The organism is Rathayibacter sp. AY1C7 (genome assembly GCF_002931865.1).
In the GTDB taxonomy this organism is placed as follows: domain Bacteria; phylum Actinomycetota; class Actinomycetes; order Actinomycetales; family Microbacteriaceae; genus Rathayibacter.
Genome location: NZ_PSWB01000017.1, coordinates 52436 through 77950, shown reverse-complemented (window position 1 = coordinate 77950; position 25515 = coordinate 52436). Strand labels below are relative to the sequence as shown.

The following is a 25515-nucleotide window of genomic DNA, read 5'->3' as shown; positions in this document are numbered from 1 at the left end:
GCCTCATCGACCCCGCCCCGTCACTCCTGATCCCCCCGCTCACGGGGCAGGCGCCCGCCGCCGCCCGCGAGCCGACGCGGATCCTCGCGCGGTGACCCCCGGTCGAGGGACGCCTCGACCTCCGGAGCATGGGTGAAGATGGGCGGATGACATCCGTGGGGGGCGTTCCGGAGCTCAGGCTGGCCGTCGTCGACGACCAGCCCCTCTACCGGCACATGCTGTCCTCGCTGCTGCGCGCGGTGCCGGGCGTGCGGAGCGTCGTGGAGGCCGGATCCGCCACGGAGGCGCGGTCGGTGCTGCGGCCCGCGGAGCTCGACGTGGCGATCCTCGACATCGAGCTCGGCGACGGGGACGGCATCGAGCTCGGGCGCCGGCTGCGGTCCACCGCGCCCGGGCTGGGCATCGTCCTGCTCTCGGCCGTCGACGCGATGCACCGCTTCCTCCGCCTCGACCGCGCCGAGGCCCGCGGCTGGAGCTACCTCTCGAAGACCTCCTCCCTCTCCGCCCCCGCGCTGCTCGCCTCCGTCCGCGCGACGGCGGACGGCCGCACCGTGCTCGATCCGGCGCTGGTCGCCGCCCGCGCGGCCCGCCGCGACTCCCCGGTCGCCGCGCTGAGCCCGCGCCAGTACGAGGTGCTCTCGGGCCTCGCATCGGGGCTGACCAACGCCGCGATCGGCGAGCGCCTCGGCATCGCGGTCCGCTCGGTCGACAACCACGTCAACGCCGTCTACGCGTCCCTCGGCGTCCGCTCGGACGGCGAGCGCAACCCGCGGGTCGACGCGACGCTCCTCTTCCTCGAGCACACCGGATGAGCGCCGGCCCACGCGACGCGCGCGAGGACAACCGCATCGTTCTCGGAGCGATGGCCCTCCTGGGCGGCGTCCTCTCGCTGCTGGCCGCGCTCCAGGCCGTCTTCGCGCTCGGGATGCTGTCGCGGACGCTGCGGGGGGTCGATCCGGGGCCGCTGCTCGACGTGACGACGCGCGTCCTGGTCAACGTGTCGACGATCGGGCTCGCGATCGCCCTGGTCGCAGTGCTGCGTCCCGAGCGCTCGACCGGCGGCGGCCGGGTGGCCCGGACGGCGGTCATCGCCGTGGGGATGGGACTCGTCCGCTGCTGCCTCCAGGTGCTGACCGGCGTCTACCCGCTCTCGGCACTCCCCGCTCTCGCGGTCGAGCTGGTCGTCGGATCCACGGTGATCGCGCTGATCACCGCCTACGGCTACCTGCTCGTGCGCGCGGCACGGCGCGTGCGCGAGAAGGAGCGGGAGCACGCCCGCGCCTCCGTGCAGGCGCTCGAGGCGGTGCAGGCCCTGCAGCGGGAGGAGCTGCGGGTGCGGCGCGACGTCGCGCAGAGCCTGCACGGCGGCCTCCAGAACGGACTCGTGGTGCTGACCGCCGAGCTGCACGCGGTCGCGAGCGCATCCGACGAGGCGGCCTCGGAGCGGCTGCTCGCCATCGCCGCCCGGCTCGACCGGCTCCGCGAGGACGAGGTGCGCGCGGTCGGCCACGCCCTCTACCCGGTCGAGATCGACCACGGCCTGGTCCCCGCCGTCCGCGACCTCGTCGCGCGCCTCCCTCCCGAGATCGCCGTCGACCTCGACCTCGGCCGCATCCCGGCGCTCGCCGCCGAGGGTGCCGAGCCGCCGCTCGACCAGCGGATGCTCCTGGTCCGGTTCCTGGAGGAGGCGGTCACCAACGCGCTGAAGCACGGCGGCGCCTCCTCGCTGCGGGTGCGCGGCGACGAGGAGGCGGGCGTCGTGGTGCTCACCCTCGACGACGACGGCCGCGGACTCGTCGAGGGGTCGACGCGCTCGGGGCTGGCGCGGCTGGAGCGGCAGCTCGCGGTCTACGGGGGCTCGTTGGAGCTCTCGGACTCGCCCGTGCTGGCGGGGGCGCGGCTGAGGGCGCGGCTCCCGCTGTCCGACGCGGACGGCGGCGGGGCGGAGTAACGGGACGGGCGCTCCCGCCGTCCCTCGCGTCGAGCACAGGGCGGTCCGAGGGACGGATTCACGCCGGATGGCGAGCCGTCTCCTCGTGCGCGCCCCTCACGCCGGGTAGACCAGCAGGTGCTCCGGAGCGACGGTGAAGCCTGCCTCGCGGCCGGGCGCGAGGTCGAGGCGCGCCGCGTCGGCCGCCGGGACGTCGGCGGTCAGGAGCGCGCTGCGCACCCGCACCGCGTCTCCCCGCTGCTCCACATCGGTGATCACGGCGCGGAGGCCTCCCTCTCCGACGGAGACGGCGGAGGGGCGGACCGCGGCGAGCACCGCGGCGCCGACCGCGACCGGCTCGGCCGCGACTCCGGACAGCTCGTGCCCGCCGGCGGTGCGCAGACCCGTCGCGGTGCGGACGCCCTCGAGCAGCTCGAGCCCGGCGAGCTCGGCGGTGAACGCGGTGCGCGGGCGCGTGAGGACCCGGGCGGTCGGCCCCTCCTCGACCACCCGGCCGCCGTGCAGCACCAGAACCCGGTCGGCGAGGGTCCAGGCGTCGAGCACGTCGTGGGTGACCACGATCGCCGAGCGGTCGGCGAGCACCTCGCGGAGCATCCGGCGGAGGACCGGGGCGGTCCGGGCGTCGACCGCGGCCAGCGGCTCGTCGAGCAGCAGGAGGCGCGGGTCGGTCGCGAGGGCCCGGGCGAGGGCGACCCGCTGCGCCTGTCCGCCGGAGAGGCTCCCCGGGCGCCGGTCGGCCAGTTCGGCCACGCCCGCGGCGGCCAGCTCGCGCTCGGCCCGCTCGCGGGACCGCGCCCGTCCGGTGCCGGCGCTGCGCGGACCGAACGCCGCGTTCTCGCGCACGCTGAGGTGCGGGAACAGCAGCGGGTCCTGCGCCAGCAGGGCGACGGGGCGGCGGTGCGGAGGAGTCCACCGGCGGTCGTCGAAGAGCAGGTCGCCGCCGGCGGTCGCCCGCCCGGAGTCGGCGCGGACGAGGCCGGCGATCAGCTCGAGCACGGTCGACTTGCCCGCGCCGTTGGGCCCGAGCAGCGCGATCGTCTCGCCCTCGGCCACGTCGATCCGCACGTCGATCCCGCGCGCCGCGAGCCGCGCCTCCAGCCGCAGGCTCACCGCGGCACCCCCCGGGCGGAGCGGCCGTGCGCGAGACCGATCACGAGCACCGCGACCACCACGAGCACCAGCGCGAGGGCGACCGCCGCGTCCGGATCGCTCTCCCGCTGCAGGTAGATCTCGAGCGGGAGGGTGCGCGTCGTGCCCTCGAGGCTGCCGGCGAAGGTCAGCGTCGCCCCGAACTCGCCGAGCGCCCGCGCGAACGAGAGGATCGCGCCCGAGGCGAGGCCCGGCAGGATCAGCGGCAGCGTGATCCGCCGGAGCACCGTCCCGGGGGACGCGCCGAGCGTCGCGGCGACCGACTCGTACCGCGCGCCGGCGCTGCGCAGCGCGCCCTCGAGCGTCAGCACCAGGAACGGCAGGGCCACGAAGGTCTGCGCGATCACGACGGCGGTGGTCGAGAACGCGATGCGGACGCCGAGGGCCTGCAGCGCGCCGCCGAGGAGGCCCATCCGCCCGAAGGTGAAGAGCAGCGCCAGCCCGCCGACCACCGGCGGCAGCACCAGCGGCAGCAGCACCAGCGAGCGGAGCAGGCGCTGGCCGGGGAAGGCCGTGCGGGCGAGCACGAGGGCCATCGGGGTGCCGAGCAGCAGGCACAGCAGGGTCGCGACGGCGGAGGTGCGCAGGCTCAGCAGGAGCGCGGCGACGGAGGAGTCGGAGGTGATCAGCGGCAGGAACTGCGGCCAGTCGACGCGGGCGAGGATCGCGGCGAGCGGGAGCAGCACCAGCAGGGCGCCGAGCGCGGCGACGGCCACGACCCAGCGCGGCAGGCCGGACCCGGTGCGCATCAGCCGCGGGCGAGCGGCGTCTCGACGATGACCGTGGTCGCCTTGACCACCGCCACCGCGGGAGACCCGGGCTCGAGCCCGAGCTCGCGGACCGCCTCGCTGCTCATCAGCGAGACCACGCGGTGCGGACCGCACTGCAGCTCGACCTGCGCCATCACGGTGTCCATCACGATGCCGGTGACGATCCCGACGAAGCGGTTGCGGGCCGAGCGCGCGACCGGGGACGGATCCTCCGGCAGCACGGCGTTCGCGCGGGCGAGCCGGGCGACCTCGAGGCCGTCGACGACGCGTCTCCCGGACGCGTCCTTCGCGCTCTCGAGCGTCCCGTTCTCGATCCAGCGCCGCAGCGTGTCGTCGCTCACGCCGAGCGCGGCGGCGGCGTCCCTGATCCGTATCTGCGGCATGGAGTCGATCCTACGTCCGCGGCTGAGCCTGTGCCGTGCCCGTCTCCTCTCCACGAGATACCGCTCCGGTGCGCTTCCTGCGGCGTGCCGCGCATCCGGGTGGCATCTCGCGGAGAGGGAGGAGCGGAACGCGGAGGGACGGACGCTGGGGATCCCGGGCCGCGCGCGCAACCCCCTGGAGGACCGGCGGGAGCACGACGCACGCTGAAGGGACGACGACACAGGATGCGGCATGCGCGCGATGGTCTACCGGGGCCCCTACAAGGTCCGCGTGGAGGAGAAGGACCGGCCGAGGATCGAGCGCCCGAACGACGCGATCGTCCGGGTGACGATGGCGGCGATCTACGGATCCGATCTGCACCTCTACCACGGGCTGCTCCCGGACACCCGGATCGGCCACACCTTCGGCCACGAGTTCATCGGCGTGGTCGACGAGGTCGGCTCGTCGGTGGAGAACCTCAGCGTCGGCGACACGGTGATGGTCCCCTTCACCATCTACTGCGGCTCCTGCTGGTTCTGCTCCCGCGGCCTCTACTCCAACTGCCACAACGTGAATCCGAACGCCACCGCGATCGGCGGCATCTACGGCTACTCGCACTCGGCGGGCGGCTACGACGGCGGGCAGGCGGAGTACGTGCGCGTCCCGTTCGCCGACGTGGGCCCGACGAAGATCCCCGAGTGGCTGCCGCACGAGGACGCCCTGATGCTCACCGATGCCTTCTCGACCGGCTACTTCGGCGCGCAGCTCGGCGACATCGTCGAGGGCGACACGGTCGTGGTGCTCGGAGCCGGACCGGTCGGCCTGGCCGCCGCGCGCTCCGCCTGGCTGATGGGCGCCGGCCGCGTCATCGTCGTCGACCAGATCGACTACCGCCTCGCCAAGGCCCGCGACTTCGCCTTCGCCGAGACCATCGACTACACCGAGGAGGACGACCTCGTCGTCACCCTCAAGAAGACCACCGGCGGGCTCGGCGCCGACGTCGTGATCGACGCGGTCGGCGCGGAGGCCGACGGGAACCTCCTCCAGCACGTCACCGGCGCCAAGCTCAAGCTGCAGGGCGGCTCGCCGATCGCGCTCAACTGGGCGATCGACGGCGTCCGCAAGGGCGGCACCGTCTCGGTGATGGGCGCCTACGGTCCGCTCGCGAGCGCCGTCAAGTTCGGCGACGCCGTCAACAAGGGCCTCACGCTGCGGATGAACCAGGCCCCCGTCACCCGGCAGTGGCCGCGCCTGTTCGAGCACATCCGTGCCGGGCACATCACGCCCAGCGACCTGATCACGCACCGCATCCCGCTCGAGCACATCGCCGAGGGGTACCACCTGTTCTCGTCCAAGCTCGACGGCTGCATCAAGACCGTCGTCGTCCCGTAGGAGGATCCCGTGCCGTACACCGCCGACCGCCCCGTCCGCGTGCCGACCGCCGAGGAGCTGCGCGCCCGCATCCCGGGCTGGGGCGCCGACCTCGATCCCGCCGACCGGCCCGCCTTCCCCCGCGAGCGCAGCGACCTCGTGTCGGGCGCGCACTGGGAGCGCCCGGAGAGGATGCGGACGCACGGCCGTCGCGAGAAGAGCATCGAGCACCTCGAGCTGCCCGCCGTCTTCGGCACGGCGCAGCCCCTCCACGGGATCTCGGGCGCGATCCGCCGCTACGCCTACGACCGGTTCAGCGAGGGGCGCCACGCGCACTGGCTGCTGCTCGTGCTGGGCGACCGGGTGGAGTCGACCGGGGCGCACCTCCGCTCGCTGCTCACGACCCGGCCGGACGATCCGATCACCGAGACCGGTGTGCTGGCCGAGGCGCACGCGCACCCGATCGCCTCGCGCCGCGGCCGGACCGACGTGCGCCACCAGATCCTCGACCCGCTGGTCGTCGGCGGTCCCTGGGTCCTCGCCGCGCTCGGCGCCGTGGCCGTCGCCCGCCGCCTCCTGCGCTGACGCCCGTTCCCCCTCTCGTGAGAGGCCGCTCCGGTGCGCCTCCGTCGGCGTGTCGCGAACCGGAGCCGCGTCCCGCGGAGGAGGACGGGGGTCAGCGGCTGCGGGGCGCGGCGCCCGCGGTCGGCGCGGTGCGGGTGTCGACGCTCGCCGTGAGTGCCGCGGAGTAGCCGGACGCCGGGCTGCCGGACATCGTCGCGAGCTGCAGGGCTCCGCCGTCGTCGCCGAAGACGGAGTCGGATTCCAGGCCGACCCGGGCGAGGTTCGCGGCCGAGCCCGCATACGACTCGAGGGCGTAGACCGCGGTGCACGCCTCCTCCTGCAGGGCGACCTGCGAGGTCGCGATAGCGTTCGACGCGTCGGTGATCGAGTCCACTCCCGGGTACACCTCGAAGTGGATGTGCGGCCAGCGGCCGGAGTAGCAGGCCGGGACGATCGAGGCGAAGGAGACGACGCCCGACGCGTCGGCGACCTGCACGCCGCGGAGGTACGTCTCGTCCTCGACGCCGCTGGAGTACATCGAGTAGTCCCCGTGCGCGTCGCAGTGCCAGACGTACACGGCGGCTCCGGCGAACGGCACGCCCCCGTTCGCCGCGTCGAGGATCGTCAGAGTGAGCGCCAGGGGGACGCCGTCGGCCGTCGCGCCGCCGCCGATGCTGGTCCGCAGGTCGCTGCGGACGATCCCGGAGCGCTCGAGGACGTCGACCCCGTTCGAGCCGTCGCCCGGGTAGGGTCCGGCCGTCTCGTCGGGGATCTCGCCGGCGACCGCGGTGGCGGTCCCGGCCGTGGCGGTCGCGGTGGGAGTCGCGGCGGCGGTCGCGGCGGCGGAGGAGGCGGATCCCGATCCTCCGGTGGCGCACGCCGCGAGCCCAAGGGTCGCCGCCCCCGCGCCGACCAGCGTCAGCACGCCGCGCCGCGAGAAGAGGGTGCCCACGTCGAACGGGAGGCCCTGGTCGACCACCTCCTCCTCGGGGCGGTCGAGCCGGCGGCCCTCGTAGGCCGGTCCGTCGGGCGTGCTGCGGGGCTCCGGGATGCGGGTCATGGTCGTGCTCCTCGTCGGTCGTGGTGTCCGTCGCGAGCAACCCTGGCCGCCGGGGCTCTGCGCCTCCGATGACCGTCCTACGACCCTCCTATGACCGACCTGCCGACCGCCCTGCCGACCGCCCTGCAGGCCTCCTCCGACGCCGCGACGCCTCTCACGGCGCTCCGAACCCGGCCGCCGCGAGCGCCGCGCGTCCGGCGTCGGAGGCGACGTACGCGACGAAGGCCGCCGCCGTGGCCGGGTCGCCCGCTCCAGTCAGCGCCGCGATCGGGTAGGTGTTCACCGCCTCCGAGGCCTCGGCGAAGGGGATGCCGGTGACCGAGCCCGCGGCCCCGCGGACGTCGGTCGCGTAGACGAGCCCGGCGTCCGCTTCGCCCGAGGACACCTTGCCGAGCACGTCGGTGACCGACGACTCCTCGCTCACGGGGGAGATGTCGACCCCGGCGGCCTGCTCGACCGCGACGGCCGCTGCTCCGCACGGCACCTGCGGCGCGCAGACGACGGTGGCGGTCCCGGGCCGGGCGAGGTCGGCGAGCGAGGCGACCTGCGCCGGGTTGCCGGGAGGCACGGCGATCTCGAGCGTGTTCGTGGCGATGTCGACCGGGTCCCCGTCGACGAGCCCGGCCTCGGCGACGGTGGACATGGTGCGCTCATCGGCGGAGGCGAAGACGTCGGCCGGGGCGCCGTTGACGATCTGCGTCGCGAGGTCGGAGGAGCCGGCGAAGGAGAGCTCGACCTGCGCGCCGGGCTCGGCGGCCTCGAACCCCGTGGCGAGCTCGGTGAACGCGCCCTTCAGCGAGGCGGCGGCGAAGACCGTGATGGAGCCGCCGACCGAGGACGTCGCGCCGCCGGTGGCCGTATCGCCGGCGGGGGTCGACGGAGCGGAGCAGCCGGCGAGCAGGAGGAGCGCGGCAGCGGCCGGGATGAGGGGGAGCAGGTGACGACGCACGGGGACCTCCGGATCTGGAGTCCGCAGATGCGGCGGACAGCTGATCCTAGGACCTCAGGTGCGGAGGCGGGCCGGAAGGAGGGCCTCACGTGCGGCGGAGAGACGATTCGAGGACCGGACCGGCCGGGCGACGCACCTGCGCGGGGAAGGACCGCCCGCGCGACGCACAGCGGCGGGCGGACCGCAGCCCTCCGGCTCCGGCCCGCCCGCCGCTCGTCGCGGCCGCCTCGACGGCGGTCCTCCGCTCAGCCCTGCGGCGGCGAGTAGAACTGGAGGTCGTTGCCCTCCGAGTCCTTGAAGGGGAGGATGCGGCCCCACTCGTGGTCGCTGATCTCACCCTCGATCGACGCGCCCCGCGCCGTGAGGCGCTCCAGCTCGTCCTCGATCGAGCCCTCGGGCTGGAACGAGATGACCGCCCCGCCCTGCTCCGCGACCGTGGCCGACTCGCGGGCGTTCAGGCCGATCATCAGCCCGCCGGCGTCCAGCTCCGACCAGTCGTCCGAGGTGTCCTTGACCTCGAGGCCGAGCGTGTCGCGGTAGAACACGACCGCCCGCTCCATGTCCGTGACGGGGACCCACACCGTTGCGACTCCTGATGCCATGTCGTGCTCCTTCGCTCGATGATGCCGTTCCTCCGACGCTAGGTCGGGGACGCCCGGAGCGGGGGCCCTTGCGCCGACGCGCGGAGGCTGCTCTCGCGCGGGCGCCTCTCCGCCGAGACACCGCCCCTCGCCGGCGTCTCGGCGCGCAGCGGGACGTCTCCGCCCGGCCTCCTCGCGAACGCTCCCCGCCTCAGCGCTCGGCGACGAAGCGGTGCACCACCGCGAGGTCCTCGTCGCCGAGGCCGGCGTCGACCAGGTCGCGGAACACGGTGCGGAGCGTGCCGAGCAGCGGAGCGGAGGTGCCCGTCGCCTCCGCCTCGTCGGCCGCGGCCCGCAGATCCTTGTCCATGAAGGAGGCGACGCCGGTCGGCATGTAGTCGCGGGCGACCAGGGCGGCGCGCTTGGTCTCGAGCACGCGGCTGCCCGCGTAGCCGCCCTGCAGCAGGGCGAGCAGCGTGTCGAGGTCGAGGCCGGAGCGCTCGGCGATGACGGCGGCCTCCGCGATCGCGGTCATGGTCGCGGCGACGACGAGCTGGTTGCAGGCCTTCGCCACCTCGCCGGCGCCGAGCGGCCCGAGGCGGACGGCGGTCCCGCAGGCGGACAGCACGGGCAGCACGCGGGCGACGTCCTCCTCCGCTCCGCCGGCCATGATCGAGAGGGTCCCCGCCTCGGCTCCCTCGGTGCCGCCGCTGACGGGGGCGTCGACGAGGCGGAGCCGCGGGTGGCGTCCCGCCAGCTCGCGCAGGCCGGTGGCGGACACGCTGGAGCAGACGACGAGCACGAGGTCCGCCCCCGCGGCGAGCACTCCCTCTTCTCCCTCGAGCACCTCCTCGAGCTGCGGCAGGTCCGGCACCATCACGATCAGCACGTCCGAGGCGGCGGCGAGCGAGCGGGCGGAGTCGTGCCACTGCGCCTCGGGGACGGCGCGGCGGGCGCGGTCGGCGGAGCCGGGGCGCGCGGTGATCCCGAGCGGGACGCCGGCGGCGACGAGGCGCCGGGCCATCGGGGCGCCCATGCTCCCGAGCCCGACGAAGCCGGTGCGCGCGGGCGGGAGGGCGGCGGTCGTGGTGTCCGGCATGCGCCCAGCATATCGAACACGGTTCACAGGAGTGAAGTAGGGTGGGCGCGGGCCGATCCGGGGGAGAGCCTCCCGCACCGTCCCGCGAAGGGACACCCGTGATCGATCGCCTCCGCGTCGTCATCGCCTCGCCGCTCAGCCCCGAGCTGATCGCCCGCATCGTCGAGCTCGAGCCGCGCCTCGACGTCGTCGCCGACCAGAGCCTCCTCCCTCCGATGCGCCACCCCGGCGACCACGGCGGAGACCCCTCCTTCCGGCGCACCCCGGAGCAGCAGCGCGCCTTCGACGAGCTCGTCGACTCCGCCGACGTGCTCTACGGCGTGCCGGACGAGACCCCCGCCGCCCTCGCGCGCACGGCGGCCGCGAATCCGCGCCTCCGCTGGGTGCAGACGATGCCCGCGGGCGGAGGCGCGCAGGTGCGGGCCGCGGGGCTCGACGACGCGCAGCTCGAGCGCATCGCGTTCTCCACCTCGGCGGGAGTCCACTCCGAGCCGCTCGCCGAGTTCGGGGTCTTCGGACTCCTGGCCGGTGCCAAGTCCCTCCCACGCCTCCAGTCCCTCCAGCGCGAGCGCGTCTGGGGCGGCCGGTGGACGATGGGGCTGATCTCGGAGCAGACGGTCCTGATCGTGGGGCTCGGCACGATCGGGCGCGCGACGGCCCGCAAGCTCCAGCAGCTCGGCGCCCGCGTGATCGGCACGAGCCGCCACGAGACCGAGGTGGAGCACGTCGACGAGATCGTCGCCCCCGACGCGATCGCGGAGGTGGCGGGCCGGATCGACGGGGTCGTCGTCACGCTCCCCGGCACCGCCGCCACCGAGAAGCTGGTCGGCTCAGAGTTCTTCGCCGCACTGCGCCCCGGCGCCTCGTTCGTCAGCGTCGGCCGAGGGACGGTCGTCGACGAGGAGGCGCTGCTCGCCGCCCTCGACGACGGCCGCGTCGGCTTCGCCGCGCTCGACGTGGTGGCGGAGGAGCCGCTCGAGCAGAGCAGCCCGCTCTGGAGCCACCCGAGCGTCCTGATCAGCCCCCACACCGCGGCGCTGAACGTCGCGGAGGACCGCCTGATCGCCGAGCTCTTCGCGCGCAACGCCACCCGCTTCCTCGACGGGGAGCCCCTGATCAACCGAGTCGATACGGTGGAGTTCTACTGACCCCGCCCCCGGAAGAGGACGCCATGGCCCGCCCCGATGCGCCCCCGACGACGGTCGACTCCGACAGGGGCTCGGGCGCCCCGGCCGTGTCGCGCGCCATGCGGATCCTCGACCTCCTCGCCGACGCGGGCGGCCCGCGCACGCTGACGGACATCGCCCGCGAGCTCGGGATCGCCAAGTCGTCGACCTCGAACCTCTGCGCCGCGCTCGAGGAGGGCCGGCTCATCCGCCGCGTCGGCTCCGGCTTCCTCCTCGGCCGGCGCACCGTCGAGCTCGGCAGCCACTACCTCGCCGGCTTCGACCCGGTGCGCGAGTTCTACCGGCTCTGCGAGGAGTCGCCGGTGCTCTCGCGTCAGCTGGTGCAGATCGCGCTGCTCGACGGCACGCGGGTCCTCTACCTGGCGGTGCACGAGGGGCGGGAGCGGTTCGCGCTCTCCGCGAGCGTCGGCGACCGGTACCCCGCCTCCGCCACGGCCGTCGGAACGGCGCTCCTGGCCGAGCTCGACGACAGCGAGATCGCCGAGCGCTTCGCCGACGACCGCGACATCGTCGTCTTCACCGACCGGTCCACGTCCTCGACCCGCGAGCTGCTCCGCAAGGTCGCCGCGGCGCGCGTGCGCGGCTACGCGATCGACGACGGCGAGCTGCACCCCAGCGTCCTGGGCGTCGCCGTCGCGGTCCCGGCCGCCACCCGCTCCGATCTCTCGGTCGCGGTCGGCGTCTCGCTGGTCCGGCCGGTCGGCGACGATCAGGAGGAGGTCGTCGCGGCCCTCCGCGAGGCCGCCGCGGCGCTCGGCCGCCCGCCCCTCGTCGCCGGAGCGCCCGCCTGACGCCTCGCCGTCCATTCTGTTGGATGCTGTTCACTGGGCTGTTACGCTCGCCCCATCCCGCCTCCGCGGGCCGGAGTGAGCGAGGCACCGTGGCGACCAGCAGAACGAGCAGCACGAGCAGCAGCACCGGCGTCGAGCCGAGGGGCGTCCGCTGATGCGCCTCGCGCGGATCCGGGCCGAGGACGGACCGGCCGTCGTCCTCCAGGTCGCGGGGGAGTGGCGCGAGATCGAGGACGCCTTCGCCGCGGAGCCGATCGAGACGGGCCGCCGCTGGCCCGTCGAGGGCGCGCAGCTGCTGGCCCCGGTGGAGCCCCGCGTCATCCTCGGCATGGCGCACAACGGCTCCGCGGCCGACCGGCTGCTGCCCCCGCAGGCCTTCCACAAGACCGCGCACACGTTGGCCGGGCCCGGCGATCCGATCGTCCTCGACGAGGGCATCGGCCCGGTGGTCGTCGAGGGCGAGCTCGCCCTGGTCATCGGCCGCACCGCGCGGCACCTCACGCCCGAGGACGCGCTCGCGCACGTGCTCGGAGCGACGGTCGCGAACGACGTCACCGCTCCGGGGATGATCGCCGCCGACGGCCTCTTCCTCCAGGGCAAGAACGGCGACGGCTGGACGCCGCTCGGACCGTGGATCGAGACCGGAGTCGACGTCGACGCGGTCGGCATCACGGTGAGCGTCGACGGGGAGGTGCGGGCCGTCTCCTCGACCGAGCGCCTCGGCTGGCGCGCCGCCGAGATCCTGGTGCACCTCACCTCCCACCTCACGCTCCACCCGGGAGACGTCGTCCTCACCGGCTCGCCCGGCACGGCCGTCGAGGTCGGGCCAGGCCGGGAGGTGCTGATCGCCCTCGACGGGATCGGCGCGCTCGCGAGCCGCACCGTCGCGGGCCCTCCGCGCGCGGCGCCTCCGCAGCCCTGACATCCGCTCCGACCCTCTGGAGGAACCGTGCTCTTCGACCTGACCGACCGCGTGGCGCTCGTCACCGGATCCAGCCGCGGCATCGGCCGCGCCGTCGCCACCGGCCTCGCCGAGGCGGGCGCCACCGTCGTCCTGAACGGCCTCGACCCCGAGCGCCTCGAGGCCGCCCGCGCCGAGCTCGCGGAGCGGTTCCCCGGCACCGACGACCGCCCGCGGATCCACGCCCGCGCCTTCGACGTCACCGACGACGCGGCCGCCGAGGCGGGCGTCGCCTGGATCGAGGAGGCGGTGGGCCCGCTGCGCATCCTGGTCAACAACGCCGGCGTCCAGCACCGCGTGCCCCTGCTCGAGCTCGAGGTCGCCGACTGGGAGCGGGTGCTGCGCACGAACCTCACCAGCGCCTTCGTGGTCGGCCGGGCGGCGGCGAAGCGGATGATCCCGCGCGGCGCCGGGAAGATCGTCAACGTCGCCTCGGTGCAGGCCGATCTCGCGCGGCCGACGATCGCGCCCTACACCGCCTCGAAGGGCGGGATCCGCAATCTCACCCGCGCGATGACGGCGGAGTGGGCGCAGCACGGCATCCAGGTCAACGCGATCGCTCCGGGGTACATCCACACCGAGATGACGCAGGGCCTCGTCGACGACGTGGCGTTCAACAGCTGGATCCTCGGCCGCACGCCCGCCGCGCGCTGGGGCCGCGTCGAGGACCTGATCGGCCCCGCCGTCTGGCTCGCCTCCGACGGCTCGGACTACGTCAACGGGCAGGTCGTCTTCATCGACGGCGGCATGACCGTCGTCGTCTGAGCCACCCCTCGACCCACCGAACGGAACCCGCATGACCGCGCTCGTCCCCGCCTCCACCACCCGCGTCGTCGTCCACGCCGCCGGCGACCTCCGCGTCGAGGAGGCGCCGCTCGCGCCGCGCGGCCCCGGCGAGGCCCTCGTCGCCGTCGCGTACGGCGGGATCTGCGGCTCCGATCTGCACTACTGGACGCACGGCGCCGCGGGCGAGTCGATCCTCCGCGAGCCGCTGACGCTCGGCCACGAGGTGGTCGGCACGGTCGTCGAGGCAGCGGCGGACGGCTCGGGACCCCCGGTCGGCGCCGCCGTCGCCGTGCACCCCGCGACCGCTCGCGGCGAGTGGCCCGACGGGCGCCCCAACCTCGCGACCGAGGGCACCTATCTGGGCAGCGCCGCGCGGATGCCGCACACCCAGGGCGCGTTCGCCCGCCACGCGGTGCTGCCGGCGCGCATGCTCCGCGAGCTGCCCGCCGGTCTCGGGCTCCGGGAGGCGGCGCTCGTGGAGCCGGCGAGCGTCGCCTGGCACGCGGTGTCGCGCGCGGGGGAGGTGTCGGGACGGCGCGCGCTGGTGATCGGCAGCGGCCCGATCGGAGCGCTGATCGTCGCCGTGCTGAAGCGGGCGGGGGCGGCCGAGATCGTCGCCGTCGACCTGGCCGAGGAGCCCCTCGCGATCGCCCGGGCGGTCGGCGCGACCCGGACGATCCGCGCGACCGACGCCGACGCGATCGCCGAGGTCGCGGCCGACGTCGTCTTCGAGTCCTCGGGCAGCCCGCGCGGCCTCGCCTCGGCCGTCCGGGGCGCCGCCCGCGGCGGCACCGTCGTGATGGTGGGACTCCTCCCCTCGGGCGAGCAGCCGGCCCTGATCTCGCTCGCGATCACCCGGGAGCTGCGCCTGATCGGCTCCTTCCGCTTCGTCGACGAGATCGACGAGGTGCTGGCGGCGCTCGCCGACGGGAGCCTCGCGGTGGCGCCGGTGGTCACGCAGGTGGTGCCGCTGGAGCGCGCGCTCGAGGCCTTCGACCTCGCCCGCGACGCCTCGCGCTCGAGCAAGGTGCTGCTCGACTTCACCCCGTGACGGGCGCTCGAGGCGCCTCCGGAGGGTCGGGATCGCCCGAGCGTTCGGGGTTCCCTCGGACGGCGGCGCCGCCGGAGCACTACCGTTGCACCATGGCGTCCACCGATACCCCCGATTCCGCCCCCGAAGCCGACACCGCTTCCGAGAGCGCCCCCACGCTCACCTTCTCCGACCTCGGTCTCTCCGACCCGGTCCTCAAGGCCCTCAAGGAGGTCGGCTACGAGACGCCCTCGGCCATCCAGGCCGCGACGATCCCGTCCCTCCTCTCCGGCCGCGACGTCCTCGGCGTCGCTCAGACCGGCACCGGCAAGACCGCGGCGTTCGCGCTGCCGATCCTCTCGCGCCTCGACGTCTCGCAGAAGACGCCGCAGGCCCTCGTGCTGGCTCCGACCCGCGAGCTCGCGCTGCAGGTCTGCGAGGCGTTCGAGCGCTACGCGTCCGGCCTCCGCGGCGTCCACGTCCTCCCCGTCTACGGCGGCCAGGGCTACGGCACCCAGCTCTCCGCGCTCCGCCGCGGCGTCCACGTCGTCGTCGGCACCCCCGGCCGCATCATGGACCACCTCGAGAAGGGCACCCTCGACCTCTCGCAGCTGAAGTTCCTGGTGCTCGACGAGGCCGACGAGATGCTCAAGATGGGCTTCGCGGAGGACGTCGAGACGATCCTCGCCGACACCCCCGTCGAGAAGCAGATCGCGCTGTTCTCGGCGACGATGCCCGCGCAGATCCGCCGCATCTCCGGCAAGTACCTGAAGGAGCCGGAGGAGATCACGGTCAAGAACAAGACCACGACCTCCGTCAACACCACGCAGCGCTACCTGATGGTGTCGTACCCGCAGAAGGTCGACGCCCTCACCCGCATCCTCGAGGTCGAGAACTTCGAGGGCATGATCGTGTTCGTCCGCACGAAGAGCGAGACGGAGACGCTGGCCGAGAAGCTGCGCGCCCGCGGCTACACCGCGGCGGCGATCAGCGGAGACGTGGCCCAGGCCCAGCGCGAGCGCACCGTCGAGCAGCTGAAGTCCGGCAAGCTCGACATCCTCGTCGCGACCGATGTCGCCGCCCGCGGCCTCGACGTCGAGCGCATCAGCCACGTCGTCAACTACGACATCCCGATCGACACCGAGTCGTACGTCCACCGCATCGGCCGCACCGGTCGCGCGGGGCGCAGCGGAGCGGCGATCAGCTTCGTCACGCCGCGCGAGCGCCGCCTCCTCGCCGCCATCGAGAAGGCCACCCGCCAGCCGCTGACCGAGATGCGGATGCCGAGCGTCGAGGACGTCAACGTCACCCGCCTCTCGCGCTTCGACGACGCGATCACCGCGGCGCTCGCCGACACCGAGCGCCTGCAGCGCTTCCGCGACATCATCGGCCACTACGTCGAGCACCACGACGTGGTCGAGTCGGACGTCGCCGCCGCGCTGGCCATCGTCGCGCAGGGCGAGGAGCCGCTGCTGCTCTCGCCCGACGACCCCCGCTTCGCCCGTCGCGAGCGCGAGGACCGCGACTCCCGGCCCGACCGGGGCGACCGTCCCGAGCGCGGCGACCGCTTCGACCGCGGCGGCGACCGGGGCGAGCGTCCCGAGCGCCGTCAGCGCCCGGCGAACAGCAACCTCGCCTCGTACCGGATCGAGGTCGGCCGCCGCCAGCGCGTCGAGCCCCGCCAGATCGTGGGCGCGCTCGCGAACGAGGGCGGCCTCAACCGCGGCGACTTCGGGCACATCGACATCCGCCCGGACTTCTCGATCGTGGAGCTGCCGGCCGACCTGCCCCAGGACGTGCTCGACCGCCTCGCCGACACCCGCATCAGCGGGCAGCTGATCGAGCTGAAGCCGGACCGCCGTCCGAGCCGCGCCGGCGCCGACCGCGGCGGACGCCCCAGCGGCCCGAGCCGCTCGAGCGAGCGCCCGGAGCGCAAGCCGCGCTACTGACGCCTCCCGCCCCGGCGGACGGGCCTCCACGAGACGCCACTCCGGTACAGCGACCCTTGCGTGTCGCGTACCGGAGTGGCGTCCCGCTTTCGTGCGGGGGCGGCTTCAGCGGCGCAGGACGCGGCGGGCCAGCACGTTGCCGAGCAGCTGCACCAGCTGCACGATCACGATGATCACGAGCACCGCGGCCCAGGTGACGACCGGCTCGAACTGCCGGTAGCCGTACTGGATCGCGAAGTTGCCGAGCCCGCCGGCGCCGATGTATCCGGCGACCGCCGACATGTCGATCACGGCGACGAACACGAACGTGTAGCCGAGGATCAGCGGACCGAGCGCCTCCGGCAGCAGCACCGTGCGGACGATCCGGAACCGGCTCGCTCCGACCGACCGCGCCGCCTCGATCACGCCGGGCTGCACGGTCAGCAGGTTCTGCTCCACGATCCGCCCGATGCCGAAGGCGGCGCCGAGCGAGAGGGTGAAGACGATGGCGTCCGTGCCGATGCCGGAGCCGACCACCAGCCGGGCCAGCGGCTGGGCCGCGGCGATGAAGATGATGAACGGGATCGGCCGGAACACGTTCACGATCACGTTGAGCAGTCCGTGGACCACCCGGTTCGCGTAGAGGGCGCCGCCGCGGGTGAGCGCGAGGCCCAGTCCGATCAGCAGTCCGCCGAGCCCGCCGAAGAGGAGGCTCAGCGCGACGATGTAGAGCGTCTCGCCGGTCGCCTGGACGAGCTTGGGCAGGAGCGGGATCAGCTCGTTCATCGGGGCACCTCCGTGAGGGCGACGCGTCCGCCGAGGCGGGCGAGGAGGGGGTCGACGACGCCGTCCGGCGCGTCGAGGGCGACCGTGAGGTGGCCGAAGGCCCGTCCGCGGACGTCGGTGATGCCGCCGTAGACGAGCTCGAGCGGCACGCCGGCCGCCGCGACCTCGGCGAAGACGTCGCCCTGGGAGGCGGAGTCGTCCGAGAACGAGAGCGTGACCAGCCGGCCGCGGTGGCGCGTACGCAGCACGGCCGCCTCCGCGGGCGAGGGCACCGAGCGGACGACCGTGGAGACGAAGCGGCGGGTGACCGGCTCGCGCGGGGCCGAGAACACGTCGAAGACGGGCCCGCGCTCCACGATGCGGCCCGACTCCATCACCGCGACCTTCGTCGCGAGCTGCTGGACCACGTCCATCTCGTGGGTGATCACGACGATGGTGACGCCCAGCTCCTCGTTGATGCGGCGGAGGAGGGCGAGCACCTCGCCGGTGGTGTCCGGGTCGAGCGCGCTGGTGGCCTCGTCGGCCAGCAGGATGCGCGGGGAGGCGGCGAGGGCGCGGGCGATGCCGACGCGCTGCTTCTGCCCGCCCGAGAGCTGCTCCGGGTGGCTGCGCGCCTTGTCGCTCAGGCCGACGAAGCGGAGCATCTCGTCGACGCGGGCGCGCTGCTCCGCCCGCGGGACGCCCGCGACCTGCAGCGGGTAGGCGACGTTCTGCCCCACGGTCTTCGAGCCGAACAGGTTGAACTGCTGGAAGATCATCCCGATCCCCAGGCGCAGCCGGCGCAGCTCGCGCTCGGGCAGGCCCACGGTCTCGCGGCCGTCGATCTCGATGCTGCCGCTGGTCGCGGGCTCCAGAGCGTTGACGAGGCGCGCGAGCGTGCTCTTGCCGGCGCCGGAGTAGCCGATCACGCCGTAGACGTCGCCCGCCTCGATCTCGAGGCTCACGCCGTCGACGGCCGCGGTCGGGGCGGCGCCGCGCCCTGCGCCGGGGTACACCTTGCGCACGTCGGTCATGCGGATGAGCGGCACGGGGCGCCCTTTCTGTTGCGGGGGAGGCGCGGGACCGCGCCGGTGGGGAGCTCCGCGAGCGGAGGACCCGACCGGCGCGGTGCCGCGGGTGCCGGAGTCAGGAGGCGGCGGAGATGTCGGTCTCGGCGGACTCGAGCGAGGTCTCCAGCTCGGAGGCCGGGGTCTTCAGGAAGACCGCGGTGCCGCCGGACTGCTCCGAGACGCCGTCGAGCACGTCCTGGCTGTCCTGGTAGATCGAGACGAGCTTCGTGTAGGTCTCGTTCTCGGCGTCGCCGGCCCGGGCGGCGAAGATGTTCGTGTAGAGCAGGGAGGCGGGGTCGCTCGGGTCGTCCTGGGCGATCGCGTCCGAGGCCTTCAGGCCCACGTTCTCGATGAAGTCGTTGTTGATGATCGCGGCGGCCACGTCCGGGAGCGACGTCGGGGTGAGGGAGGCCTCCAGCGCGGTGACCTCCACCTTCGAGGAGGACTCGACGTCGTCGACGTTCGAGAGCACTCCGCCGCCGTCCTTCAGCTCGACGAGCCCGGCCGACTGCAGCACCAGCAGCGCGCGCGCCTGGTTGGTCTCGTCGTTGGGGATCGCGACGGTGGAGCCGGCGGGGATGTCCGCGACGTCGTCGTACTGCGAGGAGTAGAGGCCGAGCGGGTAGATCGCGGTCGCGCCGATCGGCACGAGGTCGGCGTCGGCCGAGGTGTTGTACTGCGCCAGGTAGGCGATGTGCTGGAACTGGTTGAGGTCGATCTCGCCCTCGGTGAGGGCGGGGTTGGGCTGGTTGTAGTCGCTGAAGTCGACGATCTCGACGTCGATCCCGGCGTCGGCGGCGGCCTTCTCGTAGGTGGCCCAGTAGGGGTCGCTCGCGCCGACCACGCCGATGCGGACGGTGTCGTCGCCGCCGCCCGCGCCGGAGCAGCCGGCGAGGAGGAGGGCGGCGGAGGCGGCGATCGCGGAGGTCGCGAGGAGTCGGGTGCGCAGGGTCATGGCTGTGGGGATCCTTCCGTGGAGAGGATCCGGGCACTCGGCGCCGACCGAGCGGTGCTGGTCACCGCCGGCGCTGCGACCGGCCTCCGGTCGCTCGGCGCCGCGACTGCGCGGATCCCGGGGATCACCTTACGAAGGCGTTCGGACCCGCGCGGAACCCGCGCGTAACACGGCGACTCGGAGGCAGCGGAGGCGCGCGCTCACCGCCTGACCGCGCCGTGGCGGCCGCTCAGCTCGCGAGCGCGCCGTCCTCGCCCGCCGACGCCTCGTGCTTGGCGATCCGCTTCGCGATCGCGTCCCGCTCGGCCCGGAGCGACGCGATGGTCGGCTTGTCCAGGCGGGGGTCGGCCAGGTCGGCGAAGGGGCTCGCGGCGCCGGTGCGCGCGGACACGAGCGCGGCGTACGCCTTCGTCGCGGCGCGGAGCTCGGCTCCCGCCCGTTCGACCTTCCGCGGCTTCGACTCCTTGTCCGAGACGAGTCGGGCGTGCTTGTCGAGGGCGTCTACCAGCGCGCGATGCGCGGCGTCAATCTTCTTGCTCATAGGCGCATTATGGCGCAGGATCGGCGCACGGCGCCGAACGCGTTCCCACACCAGCCCTCCGTCCCCCTCCGCGAGAGGCCACTCGGGTACGCGACACGCAGGGGAGGCGTACCGGGGCGGCATCTCGCGGGGAGGGGTCGGGTCAGCGGGCGACCGGCGTGGAGACGGACGACGCGCCGGCGCTGGTGGCCACCGCGTCGAGGACTCGCTGCACGTCGAGGGCGTCGGCGAAGGTGGGCGTGACCGCCGTGCCGCCGGCGATCGCCTCGACGAGGTCGACGACCTGGTGCGTGAAGAGGTGCTCGTAGCCGATGCCGTGCCCGGTCGGCCACCAGGCGGACATGTACGGGTGCGCCGGCTCGGTGACCTGGATGCGCCGGAAGCCCTGCGCCTCCTCGGGGTCGCGGGCGTCGTAGTACTCGAGCTCGTTCATCCGCTCGAAGTCGAACGCGATCGAGCCGAGCTCGCCGTTCACCTCGATCCGGTTGGCGTTGCGGCGGCCGGTCGCGACGCGGGTCGCCTCGAAGACGCCCAGGGCGCCGCCCTCGAAGGAGGCGGTGAAGGCCGCGGCGTCGTCGACGGTCACGGCGCCGCGCGGGGCGTCGGCACCGGCACGGCCGCCGAGGCCGACCTGCTCGCTGAGCACGGGGCGCTCGGTGGTGAAGGTGCGCAGCGTCGCCGAGACCGAGGTGATGCCGCGGCCGGTCAGCCACTGGGCGGTGTCGATGCTGTGCGCGCCGATGTCACCGAGGGCGCCCGAGCCGGCGCGCTCCTTCTGCAGGCGCCAGGTCAGCGGCGCCTCGGAGTCGGACAGCCAGTCCTGCAGGTACTGGGCGCGCACGTGCCGGATGTCGCCGAGGCGGCCCTCCTCGATGAAGCGCTTCGCGAGGGCGAGGGCCGGGGTGCGGCGGTAGCTGAAGCCGCACATCGCCACCTTCCCGGAGGCGGCGGCCGCGGCGACCATCCGCTCCGCCTCCTCGACGGAGTTGGCCAGGGGCTTCTCGCACAGCACGTGCTTGCCGGCCTCGAGGGCCGCGATGGCGATCTCGGCGTGGGTGTCGCCCGGGGTGCAGATGTCGACGAGGTCGATGTCGTCGCGGGCGATGACGGCCCGCCAGTCGGTGGAGGCCTCGCTCCAGCCCAGCCGCTCGGCGCGCTCCGCGGTCGAGTCGGGGTTGCTCCCCACGAGCACGGCGAGCTCGGGGCGGAGGGGGAGGGGGAAGAAGCGGGAGGCGGTGCGCCAGGCGTGCGAGTGGGTGCGGCCCATGAAGGCGGTCCCCACCATCGCGACGCGCAGGGCTCGGTCGTTCGACATCGTCGTCCTTTCGTCGGCCGTACGACCCTGCCACGGGTCGGGGCGCGGGCGCTACCGCGCTCGGCGAGACCGCCTCCGGGGCGACGCGCCCGGGCTGCACGAACATGAGCACGTTCATAGGGTTCGGAGAGCGCTCTATCACGGACAGAATGTCTCAACAGCCGCCGTCAGATGTCGCGTAATCCCGCGGATCCCTGCCCTGGCGCGGCAGCAGGAAGCCCTCCGGGGGACTGGGCGATCACCCGAACCGCCTTCGAATCGGTTCAGAACTTTTGCTTGACCCGCGACGTAAGTGGAAGTAGCTTCATCCGCATGGTCACCGCAGACCCCCGCAGCACTGCTGCACAGCCTCTTCCCCGCACCTCCGACGAGTCTCAGCAGCTGCTTCTGCAGATGCGCGGCATCGTGAAGGTCTTCCCCGGCGCCCGTGCTCTCGACGGCGTCGACCTCGATGTCCGACCCGGTGAGGTGCACTGCCTCCTCGGCCAGAACGGCGCCGGCAAGTCCACCCTCATCAAGACCCTCGCCGGGGCCCACCAGCCCACCGAGGGCGAGATCCTCGTCGACGGGAACGTCGTCACGATCCCGTCCCCGACGGCGGCCCTCGCCCTGGGCATCGCGACGATGTACCAGGAGCTCGACGTCGTCGACGGCCTCTCCGTCGCCGAGAACATCTTCCTCGGCCACGAGCTCTCCCGCGGCGGCTTCACCGCCCGGGCGAAGGCCACGAGGATCACCCGCGAGCTGATGGAGCGCCTCGGCCACTCCGAGATCTCGCCGAACCGCGAGGTCGGCACGCTCTCCGCCGCCGGCAAGCAGATCGTGCAGATGGCCCGCGCCCTCTCGCACGACGCGCGGGTCATCATCATGGACGAGCCCTCCGCGGTGCTCGACTCCGAGGAGGTGGAGAACCTCTTCCACGTGGTGCGCCAGCTCACCGCCTCCGGCGTCGCCATCGTCTACATCTCGCACCGCCTCGACGAGATCCGCGCCATCGGCGACCGGATCACCGTGATCAAGGACGGCGCGACCGTCGCGCAGAACCTCGCGGTCGCCGACACCCCCACCTCGAAGCTCATCACCCTGATGACCGGCCGCGCCGTCGAGTACGTCTTCCCGGACCGCCAGGAGCTCGACGTCGAGGCCGAGACGCTGCTGAAGGTCGAGAAGCTGGGCCTGCAGGGCTCCTTCTCGGACGTCTCCCTCGAGATCCGCGCCGGCGAGGTCGTCGGCCTCGCGGGGCTGGTCGGCTCCGGCCGCTCCGAGATCCTCGAGACCATCTACGGGGCGCGCCGCGCCAGCACCGGGACGGTCAGCGTGGCGGGCAAGCGCCTGCGCGCCGGCTCCGTCACCTCGTCGGTCGACGCCGGCATCGGCCTCTGCCCGGAGGAGCGCAAGAGCCAGGGCCTGCTCCTGGACGAGCCGGTCTACCGCAACATCACCCTCTCGACCTTCGACCGCTTCGCCAAGCGCGGCTTCCTCGACGAGCGCTCCGAGCGCGCGGCGGCGGCCGAGCAGGCGGTCTCCCTCGACCTGCGGCCCTCCGGGGTCGACCGCGACGCCCGCACCCTCTCCGGAGGCAACCAGCAGAAGGCGCTCCTCGCCCGCTGGCTCGTGCGCGGCTGCCGCGTCCTGCTGCTCGACGAGCCGACCCGCGGGGTCGACGTCGGCGCACGGGCCGAGATCTACACCCTGATCAGGGACCTCGCGACCAACGGCGCCGCCGTGCTCGTGGTCTCCAGCGAGATCGGCGAGGTCCTCGGACTCTCCGACCGAGTGCTCGTGATCTCCGACGGCGCCGTGGTCCACGAGGGCCCGGCCGATTCGATCGACGAGCACCGCGTGCTCGATCTCGTCATGGAAGGAAGTGCAGCGTGAGCGGACAGCTCGACACCGCGTCGCCGTCGATCGGCGGTCCGCAGGAGGACGCCGCCCGTCACGCGTCGGCCGCGACGGGAGGCTCCTCCGGGGGCGTGCCCTCGAAGGACTCCCGCTCCGGGATGGCCCGCCTCATGCAGGGCTCCCTCGGCCGCAACGTCGGGCTGCTGCTCGCGCTGGTGATCCTCTGCATCGTCGGATTCGCGACCGCGGGGGAGCGCTTCGCCAGCGTCGACAACGTGCTCACGATCCTCCGCCTCGCCGCCGTCATCGGCGTGCTGAGCATCGGCATGACGTTCGTCATCACCTCCGGCGGCATCGACCTCTCGGTCGGCTCCGTGATGGGGCTCGCGACGGTCTGGGCGAGCACGGTCTCGACCCAGTACTACGCGGCGAACACCTCCTGGCTGGTGATCGTGCTCACCGCGGTCGTCGTCGGCCTCGTCTGCGGCCTCATCAACGGCGCGCTGATCGCCTACGGCCGGGTCGTCGCCTTCATGGCGACCCTGGCGATGCTCGTCGCCGCCCGCGGCTTCGCCGAGCTGATCTCGAACCGCCAGACGCAGGTCGTCACGGTCACGCCGTTCCTCGACTTCTTCCGCGCCGACGTGCTCGGCATCCCGGTGCTCGTGCTGATCTTCGTGGTCGTCGCCGTCGCCGGCTGGATCCTGCTCAACCGCACCACCTTCGGCCGCCGCACCATCGCGGTCGGCGGCAACCCGGAGGCGGCCCGTCTCGCCGGCATCAAGGTCCGCCGCCACACCATGTACGTCTACGGCCTCGCCGGGCTCACCGCCGGCATCGCCGCCGTCATGATGCTCGCCCGCACCACCGCCGGAAGCTCGACCAACGGCCTCCTCTACGAGCTCGACGCCATCGCGGCGGTCGTCGTCGGAGGCACGCTGCTGGCCGGCGGCCGCGGCACCATCGTCGGCACCGTGTTCGGCGTCCTCATCTTCACGACCCTGACCAACGTGTTCACGCAGAACAACATGTCGACCTCGACTCAGGCCGTCGCGAAGGGCGCGATCATCGTCGCCGCCGTCCTGCTGCAGCAGCGGTTCGCCGCCCGCGGCAGGAAGTCCTGACCCCGGGGCTCGGGCCCCGCTCCTCCACACACAGCAACCCACCCGACCACTCAGGTCACCTCTCCGAGGACACGTGTGCCCTCGGACCCCTCGGATCGATCGAAGGAGATCACTTCCATGCCCGCACGCCCCTTCACCCGCAGCCGCCTCTCCCGCACCGCCCGACTCGGCTCGGCCGGCGTCGCCTTCGGCGCCGTCGCGCTGATGCTCACCGGCTGCATCTCGAACGCCCCGGTCGAGACCGGCAACGCCGCCTCCGGCGGGACCGCCGCCGCCGTGGCCGCCTCGGACAACGACGCCTCCGGCGACAACGTCGTCATCGGCTTCACCGCTCCCGCCGCCGACCACGGCTGGATGGGCGCGGTCAGCCGCGCCGCCATCGCCGAGGCCGAGAAGTACGACGACGTGGAGCTCCGCACCGCGGAGGGCACCAACGACGTCAACCTCCAGATCAGCCAGGTCGAGACCTTCATCAACGACGGAGTCGACGCGATCGTGCTCCTGCCGATCGACGGAGCGGCGCTCACGCAGGTCGCCACCCAGGCGATGGAGGCGGGCATCACCGTCATCAACGTGGACCGCGAGTTCTCCAGCCCCTTCGCCGCCCGGTCGACCATCCTCGGCGACAACTACGGCATGGGCGTCAGCGCCGGCACCTACATCTGCGAGGAGCTCGGCGACAACCCCGACGCCGTCGTCGCCGAGATCGCCGGCATCGACTCCCTCCCGCTGACCCAGGAGCGCAGCCAGGGCTTCTCGGACGCGCTCGAGGGCTGCGGACTCGACGTGGACAACCGCGTCGCCGCCGACTTCACCGTCCAGGGCGGAGAGCAGGCCGCGGCCAACCTCCTCCAGGCCGCGCCGAAGATCGACGCCATCTGGAACCACGACGACGACCAGGGCGTCGGCGTCCTCGCGGCGATCGACACCGCCGGACGCGACGAGTTCCTCTTCGTCGGCGGCGCCGGCTCGGCCAACGTGATGCGCGCGATCGAGGCCGACGACTCCGTCGTCAAGGCCACGGTCGTCTACCCCTCGACCCAGGCCGCGGACGGCATCAAGCTCGCCCGCCTCGTCGAGCAGAACAAGTCGATGGCCGACACCAGCTCGCTCGGCGTCCCGCGCCAGATCCAGCTCTTCGCGCCGGTCGTCACCAAGGACAACGTCTCCGAGTACCTGCCCTCGGCCTTCGAGTCCTGATCGGCCCCACCAGCCCGGGTCGGCGCGGGAACCATCCCGCGCCGGCCCCCACCTCGGCGCCGCCCCGGGATCACTGACGACCCGCAGCGCAGCGCCACCGGCATCCGCGAGAGGAGGAGGAGTGCAAGACACCGGCCCCAGGGCCGGACAGGAGGAGACCGGA

25 protein-coding genes are annotated in these 25515 nt (G+C 73.6%); 13 read left to right on the top strand and 12 right to left on the bottom strand.

The genetic code is table 11. From position 1 onward, the window contains the following. Positions 1 to 146 precede the first annotated feature (146 nt). Positions 147 to 812, top strand: coding sequence for a response regulator transcription factor (locus C5C69_RS10560; RefSeq protein WP_104237929.1), 666 nt, complete (start codon positions 147 to 149; stop codon positions 810 to 812). Next, the gene (locus C5C69_RS10555; protein ID WP_104257870.1) at positions 809 to 1951 is read left to right on the top strand and encodes a sensor histidine kinase; all 1143 of its coding nucleotides are present in this window, start codon (positions 809 to 811) and stop codon (positions 1949 to 1951) included. The genes C5C69_RS10560 and C5C69_RS10555 overlap by 4 nt, the downstream gene beginning before the upstream one ends. Positions 1952 to 2047: 96 nt before the next feature. Here the strand turns inward: C5C69_RS10555 and C5C69_RS10550 are convergent, their stop codons facing one another. From C5C69_RS10550 to C5C69_RS10540, 3 genes are read right to left on the bottom strand one after another with little or no spacing between them, the layout of a single operon-like run. Continuing rightward, the gene (locus C5C69_RS10550) at positions 2048 to 3061 is read right to left on the bottom strand and encodes a sulfate/molybdate ABC transporter ATP-binding protein (RefSeq protein WP_104257869.1); all 1014 of its coding nucleotides are present in this window, start codon (positions 3059 to 3061) and stop codon (positions 2048 to 2050) included. Next, positions 3058 to 3849 (bottom strand): ABC transporter permease, encoded by a 792-nt coding sequence (locus tag C5C69_RS10545; RefSeq protein WP_104257868.1) that lies wholly within the window; start codon positions 3847 to 3849, stop codon positions 3058 to 3060. The genes C5C69_RS10550 and C5C69_RS10545 overlap by 4 nt, the downstream gene beginning before the upstream one ends. After that, positions 3849 to 4253: a molybdopterin-binding protein gene (locus tag C5C69_RS10540; protein WP_104222447.1), complete on the bottom strand. Its 405-nt coding sequence runs from the start codon at positions 4251 to 4253 to the stop codon at positions 3849 to 3851. Before C5C69_RS10540 ends, C5C69_RS10545 begins: the two co-directional genes overlap by 1 nt. Before the next feature lie 232 nt (positions 4254 to 4485). On the opposite strand from C5C69_RS10540, the gene C5C69_RS10535 reads away from it, so the two are divergent. Together C5C69_RS10535 and C5C69_RS10530 are read left to right on the top strand one after the other, a co-directional pair. Further along, positions 4486 to 5625, top strand: a complete 1140-nt coding sequence (locus C5C69_RS10535; protein WP_104257867.1) for a zinc-dependent alcohol dehydrogenase — start codon at positions 4486 to 4488, stop codon at positions 5623 to 5625. Positions 5626 to 5634: 9 nt separating this feature from the next. After that, entirely contained in the window at positions 5635 to 6189 is a 555-nt protein-coding gene (locus C5C69_RS10530; RefSeq protein WP_104222449.1) for a hypothetical protein, read from the top strand. A 91-nt stretch (positions 6190 to 6280) separates the two neighbouring features. On the opposite strand, the gene C5C69_RS10525 is transcribed toward C5C69_RS10530, so the two are convergent. The 4 genes from C5C69_RS10525 to C5C69_RS10510 all read right to left on the bottom strand — a co-directional run bounded on the left by C5C69_RS10525 (position 6281) and on the right by C5C69_RS10510 (position 9857). Continuing rightward, positions 6281 to 7228 (bottom strand): intradiol ring-cleavage dioxygenase, encoded by a 948-nt coding sequence (locus C5C69_RS10525; protein WP_104257866.1) that lies wholly within the window; start codon positions 7226 to 7228, stop codon positions 6281 to 6283. Positions 7229 to 7382: 154 nt separating this feature from the next. Beyond that, positions 7383 to 8177, bottom strand: coding sequence for a molybdate ABC transporter substrate-binding protein (gene modA, locus C5C69_RS10520; RefSeq protein WP_104257865.1), 795 nt, complete (start codon positions 8175 to 8177; stop codon positions 7383 to 7385). Positions 8178 to 8422: 245 nt separating this feature from the next. Further along, on the bottom strand, positions 8423 to 8779 hold the full coding sequence (locus C5C69_RS10515; protein WP_104257864.1) for a VOC family protein: 357 nt from the start codon (positions 8777 to 8779) through the stop codon (positions 8423 to 8425). A gap of 190 nt (positions 8780 to 8969) precedes the next feature. Further along, the gene (locus C5C69_RS10510; RefSeq protein ID WP_104257863.1) at positions 8970 to 9857 is read right to left on the bottom strand and encodes an NAD(P)-dependent oxidoreductase; all 888 of its coding nucleotides are present in this window, start codon (positions 9855 to 9857) and stop codon (positions 8970 to 8972) included. A 98-nt stretch (positions 9858 to 9955) separates the two neighbouring features. On the opposite strand from C5C69_RS10510, the gene C5C69_RS10505 reads away from it, so the two are divergent. From C5C69_RS10505 to C5C69_RS10480, 6 genes are all read left to right on the top strand, one after another. After that, complete coding sequence (locus C5C69_RS10505; protein ID WP_258067519.1) at positions 9956 to 11005, top strand: D-2-hydroxyacid dehydrogenase; 1050 nt, start codon at positions 9956 to 9958, stop codon at positions 11003 to 11005. 23 nt (positions 11006 to 11028) lie between these two features. Next, positions 11029 to 11835 carry an IclR family transcriptional regulator gene (locus C5C69_RS10500; protein ID WP_104233523.1) on the top strand — a complete coding sequence of 269 codons (807 nt, stop codon included), beginning with the start codon at positions 11029 to 11031 and terminating at the stop codon, positions 11833 to 11835. A gap of 154 nt (positions 11836 to 11989) precedes the next feature. Continuing rightward, positions 11990 to 12757 (top strand): fumarylacetoacetate hydrolase family protein, encoded by a 768-nt coding sequence (locus tag C5C69_RS10495; RefSeq protein ID WP_104257861.1) that lies wholly within the window; start codon positions 11990 to 11992, stop codon positions 12755 to 12757. Between the two features lie 27 nt (positions 12758 to 12784). Next, complete coding sequence (locus C5C69_RS10490; RefSeq protein ID WP_104257860.1) at positions 12785 to 13561, top strand: SDR family oxidoreductase; 777 nt, start codon at positions 12785 to 12787, stop codon at positions 13559 to 13561. Positions 13562 to 13592: 31 nt separating this feature from the next. Continuing rightward, complete coding sequence (locus tag C5C69_RS10485; RefSeq protein ID WP_104257859.1) at positions 13593 to 14633, top strand: L-idonate 5-dehydrogenase; 1041 nt, start codon at positions 13593 to 13595, stop codon at positions 14631 to 14633. Between the two features lie 92 nt (positions 14634 to 14725). Beyond that, a complete protein-coding gene (locus C5C69_RS10480) occupies positions 14726 to 16561 on the top strand; it encodes a DEAD/DEAH box helicase (protein WP_104222455.1) in 1836 nt (611 codons plus the stop codon). Positions 16562 to 16666: 105 nt separating this feature from the next. On the opposite strand, the gene C5C69_RS10475 is transcribed toward C5C69_RS10480, so the two are convergent. The 5 genes from C5C69_RS10475 to C5C69_RS10455 form a co-directional block, all read right to left on the bottom strand. Continuing rightward, the gene (locus C5C69_RS10475; protein ID WP_104233527.1) at positions 16667 to 17326 is read right to left on the bottom strand and encodes a methionine ABC transporter permease; all 660 of its coding nucleotides are present in this window, start codon (positions 17324 to 17326) and stop codon (positions 16667 to 16669) included. After that, a complete protein-coding gene (locus C5C69_RS10470; RefSeq protein ID WP_244230573.1) occupies positions 17323 to 18354 on the bottom strand; it encodes a methionine ABC transporter ATP-binding protein in 1032 nt (343 codons plus the stop codon). The genes C5C69_RS10475 and C5C69_RS10470 overlap by 4 nt, the downstream gene beginning before the upstream one ends. A gap of 97 nt (positions 18355 to 18451) precedes the next feature. Beyond that, entirely contained in the window at positions 18452 to 19330 is an 879-nt protein-coding gene (locus tag C5C69_RS10465) for a MetQ/NlpA family ABC transporter substrate-binding protein (protein WP_104233528.1), read from the bottom strand. A gap of 229 nt (positions 19331 to 19559) precedes the next feature. After that, positions 19560 to 19871, bottom strand: a complete 312-nt coding sequence (locus tag C5C69_RS10460) for a hypothetical protein (protein ID WP_104233529.1) — start codon at positions 19869 to 19871, stop codon at positions 19560 to 19562. A gap of 142 nt (positions 19872 to 20013) precedes the next feature. Then, positions 20014 to 21186: a Gfo/Idh/MocA family protein gene (locus C5C69_RS10455; protein WP_104233530.1), complete on the bottom strand. Its 1173-nt coding sequence runs from the start codon at positions 21184 to 21186 to the stop codon at positions 20014 to 20016. Between the two features lie 393 nt (positions 21187 to 21579). Between C5C69_RS10455 and C5C69_RS10450 the strand changes: the two genes are divergently transcribed. The 3 genes from C5C69_RS10450 to C5C69_RS10440 all read left to right on the top strand — a co-directional run bounded on the left by C5C69_RS10450 (position 21580) and on the right by C5C69_RS10440 (position 25352). Then, positions 21580 to 23064 carry a sugar ABC transporter ATP-binding protein gene (locus C5C69_RS10450; RefSeq protein ID WP_219812366.1) on the top strand — a complete coding sequence of 495 codons (1485 nt, stop codon included), beginning with the start codon at positions 21580 to 21582 and terminating at the stop codon, positions 23062 to 23064. Between the two features lie 122 nt (positions 23065 to 23186). Beyond that, on the top strand, positions 23187 to 24152 hold the full coding sequence (locus C5C69_RS10445; protein ID WP_104222491.1) for an ABC transporter permease: 966 nt from the start codon (positions 23187 to 23189) through the stop codon (positions 24150 to 24152). A gap of 117 nt (positions 24153 to 24269) precedes the next feature. After that, a complete protein-coding gene (locus tag C5C69_RS10440; protein WP_104222461.1) occupies positions 24270 to 25352 on the top strand; it encodes a substrate-binding domain-containing protein in 1083 nt (360 codons plus the stop codon). Positions 25353 to 25515: the final 163 nt, after the last annotated feature.